9 protein-coding genes are annotated in these 8,164 nt (G+C 62.8%); 3 read left to right on the top strand and 6 right to left on the bottom strand.

The features are described from left to right. From ACESL8_RS12395 to ACESL8_RS12405, 3 genes are all read right to left on the bottom strand, one after another. Positions 1–1,768 (bottom strand): TonB-dependent receptor (locus tag ACESL8_RS12395; RefSeq protein WP_372919315.1); only part of this gene is annotated, 1,768 nt, incomplete at its 3' end. A 27-nt stretch (positions 1,769–1,795) separates the two neighbouring features. After that, positions 1,796–2,314: a TonB-dependent receptor plug domain-containing protein gene (locus ACESL8_RS12400; protein WP_372919317.1), complete on the bottom strand. Its 519-nt coding sequence runs from the start codon at positions 2,312–2,314 to the stop codon at positions 1,796–1,798. Between the two features lie 161 nt (positions 2,315–2,475). Continuing rightward, positions 2,476–3,561 carry a Gfo/Idh/MocA family protein gene (locus ACESL8_RS12405; protein ID WP_372919319.1) on the bottom strand — a complete coding sequence of 362 codons (1,086 nt, stop codon included), beginning with the start codon at positions 3,559–3,561 and terminating at the stop codon, positions 2,476–2,478. A gap of 29 nt (positions 3,562–3,590) precedes the next feature. Here ACESL8_RS12405 and ACESL8_RS12410 point away from each other — a divergent pair, with 29 nt between their 5' ends. Together ACESL8_RS12410 and ACESL8_RS12415 are read left to right on the top strand one after the other, a co-directional pair. After that, complete coding sequence (locus ACESL8_RS12410) at positions 3,591–4,484, top strand: aldo/keto reductase family oxidoreductase (RefSeq protein WP_372919321.1); 894 nt, start codon at positions 3,591–3,593, stop codon at positions 4,482–4,484. A gap of 38 nt (positions 4,485–4,522) precedes the next feature. Beyond that, positions 4,523–5,605 carry an LLM class flavin-dependent oxidoreductase gene (locus ACESL8_RS12415; RefSeq protein WP_372919323.1) on the top strand — a complete coding sequence of 361 codons (1,083 nt, stop codon included), beginning with the start codon at positions 4,523–4,525 and terminating at the stop codon, positions 5,603–5,605. A 70-nt stretch (positions 5,606–5,675) separates the two neighbouring features. Here the strand turns inward: ACESL8_RS12415 and ACESL8_RS12420 are convergent, their stop codons facing one another. The 3 genes from ACESL8_RS12420 to ACESL8_RS12430 are packed head-to-tail and all read right to left on the bottom strand — an operon-like array spanning position 5,676 to position 7,871. Beyond that, positions 5,676–6,185 carry a hypothetical protein gene (locus ACESL8_RS12420; RefSeq protein ID WP_372919325.1) on the bottom strand — a complete coding sequence of 170 codons (510 nt, stop codon included), beginning with the start codon at positions 6,183–6,185 and terminating at the stop codon, positions 5,676–5,678. Continuing rightward, positions 6,079–6,900 (bottom strand): enoyl-CoA hydratase-related protein, encoded by an 822-nt coding sequence (locus tag ACESL8_RS12425; protein ID WP_372919327.1) that lies wholly within the window; start codon positions 6,898–6,900, stop codon positions 6,079–6,081. Before ACESL8_RS12425 ends, ACESL8_RS12420 begins: the two co-directional genes overlap by 107 nt. Further along, positions 6,897–7,871: an NAD(P)H-dependent flavin oxidoreductase gene (locus tag ACESL8_RS12430; protein WP_372919329.1), complete on the bottom strand. Its 975-nt coding sequence runs from the start codon at positions 7,869–7,871 to the stop codon at positions 6,897–6,899. The genes ACESL8_RS12425 and ACESL8_RS12430 overlap by 4 nt, the downstream gene beginning before the upstream one ends. Positions 7,872–7,904: 33 nt before the next feature. On the opposite strand from ACESL8_RS12430, the gene ACESL8_RS12435 reads away from it, so the two are divergent. Continuing rightward, positions 7,905–8,164 (top strand): hypothetical protein (locus ACESL8_RS12435; protein ID WP_372919331.1); only part of this gene is annotated, 260 nt, incomplete at its 3' end.

The following is an 8,164-nucleotide window of genomic DNA, read 5'->3' on the forward strand; positions in this document are numbered from 1 at the left end:
TAACGCCGAAGTAGCGATCGGCTTCACGCGGAATCAGGTAACGGAAGCTGCCGCCCGGGCCACCATTGGTGATCTGCGCCGGGAAGCTGGTGTCGAACAGGTTGCGGACCAGGAACGTCAGGCGGAACTTGTCGTTCTTGCCAACGATACCGACCTGCATGTCTACCAGGCTGTAGGGCTTGATCGTGCCGGCGGCGCGCACTGCAGGGTTGGCATCGAACAGGCTCAGCTGGCTCGACTGAGTCGAAAAATTGCCGGACAAGGTGAAATCGACTGGCAAACCAGTGCGATAGCGATAGTCGAGGCCAAAGCTGCCCTTCCACTTCGGCGCAAAGCCCAGCGGCGTGCCAGCCGGGATCACCGCCGCACCTGGCGGGGCGCGGAAGGCATCAACCTTGGCATCAGTGTACGCCAGGCCGCCAACCAGGTTGAGATCCTTGGCCGGGCGCCACACGAAGTCCATTTCGGCACCGCGGGTCGAAACGTCACCGGCGTTGGTGAAGCGCGTCACGACCACGCCCGCCACCAGATCGGGATTATTGGCCTGGAAATTCTTGAACTGGGAATAGAAGGCCGCAAAGTTCAAGGTCAACGAGCCGCCAAACAAGGTGTTTTTCAGGCCGAGTTCGTAGCTGTCGTTGGTCTCTGCCTCGATCACGTTGGTACCGGTCGGGTTAAGGTTGAAGAAGACGTTGTAGGCCGGCCCTTTGTAGCCCCGAGAATAGGTACCATAACCCATGACATCTTCGCTGACGTTATATTGCAGGCCAAGCTTGCCTGACAGATTTGCGGCGCTGGTCTTGGTGCGGAACGGCACGCCGGTGCCGGCAGCCGCATTCCCGTTGTTCTGGCCAAAGGTCGACGTATCGTAGACGCCCTGATCAAAATTGCGAGCGATGCCGGGCAGGCCGGCGATGTTTGGCGAGGCAACGCGGCTGTGGAACACCGACAGATCGTCGGCGGTGAGGCGCAGACCAATGATGGCCCGCAGACGATCATTAATGTTGTACGTGCCCTGACCAAACAGCGCATAGTTGTCGAACGCCGAACCGAAGGTGGCCGTACCCGACACGGTTTCCGACGGGAAACCCGGCGAGCCGCAAGTGACTAGTGCGATCGGATCGGGGGCGTTGCCGCAACGGGTGACGACGCGGGTGAAGGTGCGTTCGGTAACGGCGCGGCTGAAGAAGCCACCCAGCACGTAGCTGAAGGTCTGATCGGCCGCTGAGGTCAGGCGCAGTTCCTGGCTCAGGGTGGTGCCGGTCTGCGGGCCATCATCGTGCAGCTGGGCCAGGCCAGCATAGGCAGCGCCCGTCCAGTCACCTTCGCGGATTTCGCGGTTGTTATATTTCCGCCACGCGGTGATCGAGGTCAGTGTGTGGGTGCCGATCTCAAAATCGAGCTGGGCAGACACGCCATAGCTTTCTTCCTCGGTGCGGGTGACGAGATTCTGGCGCACGGTGCGGGTGCGATCCCCATCAAACGTGATGCCGGCCAAGGCGAGGGCACCAACGCCCGTCGGCTGCGTGCCGATCAATTCGGCGCAGCAATCGTCGTTAGCTTTGCGCCAGTCACCAATAACCGTCAGCTTAATCTTCTCGCTCAGATCGGCTTCGATAATGCCGCGCAGGCCATAACGCTCATAGCCATTTACGCGGCGGTTTACGCTGGGCGCATCGTTGAAAATATTGCCGTCGTAGGTGCCATAAAAGGCGGTCCAGCGGCTGCGCACACCATCGGCCAATGGCAGATCGAGCCCGCCGCGCATGCGATATTCGCTGCCGTTACCGAAGAATCAGCCGCCTTCAGCATAGCCGCCGAGCACGTCGCCGGGGCGTTTGGACACGATATTCACCACGCCAGCAGACGCGTTCTTGCCGAACAGCGTGCCCTGCGGGCCGCGCAGCACTTCGATGCGTTCGATGTCGACGAGATCAGAGAAGGCTTCGCCGGCGCGGGCCAGCACGACGCCGTCGAGCACGGTCGAGATCGATGGTTCGCCCGCAAGGGAGAAGGTCGCCGTGCCGACGCCGCGGATGTACAGCGACTGGTTGATGCTGGTGCCCGATTTGCGGAAGTTCAAGGACGGCACCAGATACTGGGCGTTTTCAAGGTTGAGCGAGCCCTGGCGGGCCAGCGCTTCGCCGCTGACCACAGACACGGCGAGCGGAATATCCTGCAGCTTTTCACTGCGCTTTTGCGCGGTGACGACAATTTCGACCGATTCATTGTCCTCGGCGATGGTCTGCGCGAGCGCCGGCGCGGCGGCGACGGCCAAAATGGCGGCAGAGCCCATCAGAAAGCTGCGGATCATATCACTCCCCCTTGAAATTCTCCGGGTATGGCCCGGCTCACACTGGCCATTATTGGCCGCGCGCACGACGCTGCCAAAACAGCGTTTCTTGATGCAGGTCAATCCAGGCTTGTGCGGTTCCGGCCACGCTGTGGCGGCGGAGTCACACTCTTGTCATCAACTCACAGGCCTAGTTCGGCCATCGCCACGGCCCGGTGTTCCTTAGCCGAAATTTCCGCCGCCAGGCCCATGGCAACAGCGCGCAGGCCGTCGTCTGCTGTCACGATCACCGGGCCTTGCCCGCGCACGGCGGCCGCAAAATGGCGATGCTGGAAGAAGGTGGAACCGTGGTGCTGCCCCGCTGCCAGTGCATCAGCTGGCGTTTCGACATGCCAGCGGGCAGGCTGCTTGGGGTTCATGAAGCCGACACGCGGCGAATGGATGATATCCCCCGCCGGGATCAGCACATCCAGCCGCGCCTGATCGCCGGTGGCAAGGATTTCCTCCTGCTGCTCGGCCCCATCGGCAAACATGCACAGATCCAGCATGGCGCGCACGCCATTGGCGAAATCAACCACCGTATAACTGTTGTCGATAATGTCGGGCGTCTTGCCATCGTAGCGCTCGCCCTTGTGGTTCACGTCGTTTCCGCCTGAACAATAGACGCGTACCGGCTCGGCTTGCACGATGTGGCGCATCAGATCGAAGAAATGGCAGCATTTCTCCACCATGGTGCCGCCGCTACCCGCCGAAAACCGATTCCAGTCGCCCACTTTTACCAAAAACGGGAAGCGATGTTCGCGGATCGACAGCATCTGCAAACGGCCGATCTTGCCGGCGTGCACATGGCCGACGAATTCCTGAACCGGCGGCATGAAGCGATACTCCATCGCGGTCCAGAATGTCTTGTCATAACCCTTCACAGCGGCCGCCACGGCCCTCGCATCCACCAGCGTGGTCGCCAGCGGCTTTTCGCACAGGATGTGCAGGCCAGCGTCCATCAATGGCCCCAGCACGTCATGATGCGTGAAATTGGGTGAGGCGACGACCACTGCATCGCACAGGCCTGATGCCGCCAGCGTTGCCGCATCGGGGAAGCGCGCCACGCCGTGCCCGATCGCCCGTTCGGCGCGGTCCAGGCAGGCCGGCACCGGATCGGCAATGGCAGTGATGGTGCCGCCGCCCAGCAACCGGATGTTGGCGACATGCTCCAGTGCCATCATTCCGGTGCCCACGATGCCCCAGCGGATCGTATCGGTGCTTCCCATCTGCCTATCCTTAAGTCTATCACGCCGTCATGTCGCAGATCGTCCTAAGCCCCAATCGCCGCCCGCTGGGCAAGTCCGAATTTCAGGTCAGCCCGCTGGCGTGGGGGATGTGGCGCTTTGCCGGGGACGACGTGGCGGCGGCCCAGGCCCGCTGCGAGGCCGCCTTGGCCGCGGGTATCAATTTCTTCGATACCGCCGATATTTACGGGCCGGACAACGACGAACCGTTCGGCGCGTCGGAGGCGTTGCTCGGCCGCGTGTTCAAGGCGGCGCCGGGATTGCGCAGCCAGATCGTGCTCGCTTCCAAGGGCGGCATCAGCATGGGCGTGCCCTATGATTCGTCGCCCGCCTATCTGGTGGCCGCCATCGACGCCTCGCTCAGCCGGCTTGGTGTTGACCGCATCGATCTGTGGCAGATCCACCGGCCCGACATGCTCACGCACCCGGCCGATGTCGCCGCCACGCTGGATGCCCAGGTGCGGGCGGGCAAGATCGGCGCGGTTGGCGTGTCCAATTTCACCGTGGCGCAAACCAGCGCGCTCAAAAAACACCTGAAATCGCCGCTGGTGTCCACTCAGCCGGAATTTTCGGTGCTGGCGTTGCAGCCATTGCTCGATGGCACGCTCGATTGGGCGATGAAGCATGGCCTGGCCGTGCTTGGCTGGTCGCCGCTGGGGCAGGGGCGGCTGGGTGACGGTGATCCGCGGCCGGGCCGCAAACAGGCCGAGGATGACCGCGTGGTCCGCGTCAAGGCAGCGCTCGGTGCTCATGGCCAAAGTTTCGGGGTGAGCATTGCAGCGACGGCTTATGCGTGGGTGCTGGCGCATCCGGCAGGGATCACGCCCATCGTCGGCAGCCAAAACCCGGCACGCATTGCCGAGGCCGCCGATGCGTTCAAGGTGACGTTCACGCGGGCACAATAGTACGCCATACTGACCGCATCGCTTGGGGAAAATCTGCCGTGACCACTGCAAAATGCGGCCCTGAAATCAGCTGGTTTTCCGCCCTGTGCGATGATGACTATGAATTTCTGGGCGTGCCCGATCCCGGCTTGCGATCAAGCTGGGAACATTGCCGCGACATCGTGCTCGCGGCCGAAAAGGGCGGGTTCGACAATATATTGCTGCCGTCGGGCTATCAGCTTGGCATCGACACCCAGATGTTCGCTGGCGCCATCGCCGCGCTCACCCACCGCATTCGGCTGCTGATGGCTATAAGGGTTGGCGAAACCTGGCCGCCCCAACTCGCCCGCCAGATTGCGACGCTTGACCAGATTTTGGGTGGCCGCCTCACGGTGAACATCATCTCGTCCGACATGCCGGGCGAAGTTCTTGCCTCCAAGCCGCGCTATGAGCGCACGGTCGAGGTGATGAAAATCCTCAAGACCCTGCTGAATGGCGACGCGCTTGATCACCAGGGCGAGCATTACAAGCTGCAACTGCCGCCGCCGAACGTGAAGACCGTTTCCGGCAAGTGCCCAGCGCTGTATTTTGGCGGCCTGTCCGAAGACGCACGCGAAGCCGCTGCGCAAGCCGCCGACGTGTATCTGATGTGGCCCGACACCATGGACAAGGTGAAGGACATCGTGTCCGACATGACCGCCCGCGCTGCCCGGCGGGGCCGCACGCTCAAGTTCGGCTACCGCGTCCACGTCATCGTGCGCGAGACGGAAAGCCAGGCGCGCCAAGCCGCAGATCACCTGCTCTCCAAGCTGGATGCGGCCACCGGCGATGCCATCCGAGCCAAGTCGCTCGACAGCCAGTCGGTCGGCGTTCAGCGCCAGGCCGAACTGCGCGACATGGCAGGCAAGGGGGCATCGGATGGCTATGTCGAGGACAATTTGTGGACCGGCATCGGCCGCGCCCGCTCCGGCTGCGGCGCCGCGCTGGTTGGCGATCCCGATCAGATCGTTGCCAAACTGCAAGCGTATCAGGCCGTCGGCATGGAAGCCTTCATCCTGTCCGGCTACCCCCACGCCCGCGAAGCCGATCTGTTCAGCCGCCACGTGCTGCCCAAGCTGGAGCACGGCCCGCTGGTGATGTGAGATCAAAGGAGCAAGGAAAATTGCCTCCGGCGGCAAGGGCCTGAGGCCCTTGACCCCCTTTCCTTTTGCGTCAGCCCACACCCGCCAAACATCGCCCTGGGCTTGCGTGGCTGGGATGTTGTAGGCGGTATGGGCTGGCGACGATGATACTGCCCTGATGGTTGGGGTGCAGGAACCGCGTGTCGTCGCAGGTCAATGCGCCGCCTTCGTCCTGGATGATCGGCTCGTCCGCCCGCCCCGATTCCCTTTGGCCCCAGAAATAGCGCAGCAGCATGGTTCCAGACCAATCATACTCCGCCGAGACGTGATCACCTTCGTAGACGAACGACGTTGTACCCGTTTGCTGGCTCCAGATCTTCCACAATCTGCCCAGCGGGTCATAGCTCAGCGCCGTCCCACCGCTGGCGCTCGAGCTCACCAGGCGGTTCTCGGCATCATAGACATAGGCGCTGGTGCCATCCGACGTGAGGCGGCTATCGCCCGGTGTAGCGCGGCGGCCGCTTTTCGCGATAACTGCTGAAGGCCTCGCGGAAATCCTCGGTGCCGGTTGCCTTGTCCTGCTCCAGATCGGCGGCGGCAAAGGCGGTGGTGTAATCCTCGTCCAGCGCGGTCCACACTTGCGCCTTCATCGCGGCAAGACTGCGCGGGGCGCTGTAAGCGGCGATGTGCCTCGCGTATTCCATCACGTGCGGCAGCAGTGCCTCGTCATCGAACACATCGTTGACCAGCCCCAGTGCCTTGGCCTCGGCACCGTCAAAGCGGCGGGCGGTGTAGAGCAGGTCCATGGCGCGGGCCTGGCCGATGTGGCGGGTGAGCAGCCACGCCGAGCCTTTTTCGCCGGGCACACCGATGCGGGCGAAGGTGGCGTTGAACAGGGCCGACACGCCGGCAAAACGGATGTCGCAGTGCAGTGCCAGGATGAAGCCCCAGCCAAAGGCCGCGCCGTTCACCGCCGCGATGGTTGGCTTGCGGCAGGTGATCAACGTGGGCCAGCCGCCGCTGTAATAAGGCTGCAGGGCGGGGCCGATATCATCGCCCCACTGCGGGGCTTCATCCGGATGCGTCTGCACCCGGTCGCCGCCGCCCGTGCCGATGATCGACAGATCGAGCCCCGCCGAAAAGCCGCGGCCCGCGCCGGTCACCACGATGACCTTGGCGTCAGGGTCGGCACCCGCGCGTGCCACGGCGACGAAGAAATCGCTGAGCATTTGCGGGGTGAGCGCGTTCAACTTGTCGGGCCGGTTGAGGGTGATCGTCGCCACCCCATCGGCCAGATCGTAAAGGATATCGTTCATGCTGCGAACCGGGCCAGCCGCTGGCTGAGGATGCGTTCGGCATCGGCCATGATGGTGTTGATCAACTGCTGCACGGTCGGGATGTCGTGGATGAGGCCGACGACCATGCCGCAGCTCCAGCCGCCGGCATCCATGTCGCCGTTCTTCATGATGCGCGGATAAACGCCGGCCACTTCCTCGATGATGTCTTCAAATTTCAGCGTGTCACCCAGCGTGCGCTCTTTCTCGAGCAGGCGTTGCACCGCGGCGTTGTTGAGCACGCGTTCGGTGTTGCGCAGCGAGCGCATGATCAGACGGGTATCAAGCTCGGTGGCGGCGACCAGCGCATCCTTCACATTCTGGTGCACTGGCGCTTCGACAGTGGCGATGAAACGGGTCCCCATGTTCACGCCTTCGGCACCCAGTGCCAGTGCCGCGACCAACTGGCTGCCGGTGGCGCAACCGCCGCTGGCGACGAACGGGATTTCAAGCTCCTCGGCGGCGCGCGGCAGCAGCACCCAGTTGCCCACATCATCTTCACCGGGGTGCCCGCCGCATTCAAAGCCGTCCACCGATACCGCATCGCAGCCGATGCTCTGCGCCTTCAGGCTGTGGCGCACGCTGGTGCATTTGTGGATGACCTTGATGCCGGCCTCTTTCAGCGCGGGCAGATATTTTGCCGGGTTGTTGCCGGCGGTTTCCACCACCTTCACGCCGCCATCGATGATCACCTTGATCAGGCCGGGATAATCCGGCGGTGTCAGGCTGGGCAGGAAGGTGAGGTTCACCCCGAATGGCTTGTCGGTCATCGTCCGGCAGCGGGCGATTTCGGCGGCAAGTTTTTCGGGCGTGCCCAGCGTGAGCGCAGTGATGATGCCCAGCCCGCCCGCGTTGGAAACGGCAGCCGCCATCTCCGCAAAGCCGACATAATGCATACCGCCCTGCATGATCGGATGCTGGATGCCGAACAATTCCGTGATGCGCGTCTTCATGGTGATGATCCCCAACGTTTTTATGCTGGCCAATTGCTAACCCGCGCCCTGTCTGGCGGCAATGCCTTGAATATGGGGCCGCGATTGTGGGAGGGTTGGGCGGCGAGCTTTGTGTCGCTGGGCCTGTATGGCCGCCTGGCCTGGCGCTGCTGGGCCGATTATCGCCGTTGGCTGGCTGAAAATGTGACGGATGCGGTGGATTTCGATCCCGGCCGCAATTATTTCGATCAGTTCTGGCTTTATGTGATCTTTTCCGGATTGGTGATTTACTTGGGCGTCGAAGGCTGGCGCCA

The organism is Sandarakinorhabdus sp., assembly GCF_041689835.1.
Taxonomy (GTDB): Bacteria; Pseudomonadota; Alphaproteobacteria; order Sphingomonadales; family Sphingomonadaceae; genus Sandarakinorhabdus.

Bases quoted from the DNA above. Each gene is read 5' to 3' on its own strand.
- ACESL8_RS12400 (WP_372919317.1), bottom strand. From the start codon at position 2,314: ATGATCCGCAGCTTTCTGATGGGCTCTGCCGCCATTTTGGCCGTCGCC.
- ACESL8_RS12405 (WP_372919319.1), bottom strand. From the start codon at position 3,561: ATGGGAAGCACCGATACGATCCGCTGGGGCATCGTGGGCACCGGAATG.
- ACESL8_RS12410 (WP_372919321.1), top strand. From the start codon at position 3,591: ATGTCGCAGATCGTCCTAAGCCCCAATCGCCGCCCGCTGGGCAAGTCC.
- ACESL8_RS12425 (WP_372919327.1), bottom strand. From the start codon at position 6,900: ATGAACGATATCCTTTACGATCTGGCCGATGGGGTGGCGACGATCACC.
- ACESL8_RS12430 (WP_372919329.1), bottom strand. From the start codon at position 7,871: ATGAAGACGCGCATCACGGAATTGTTCGGCATCCAGCATCCGATCATG.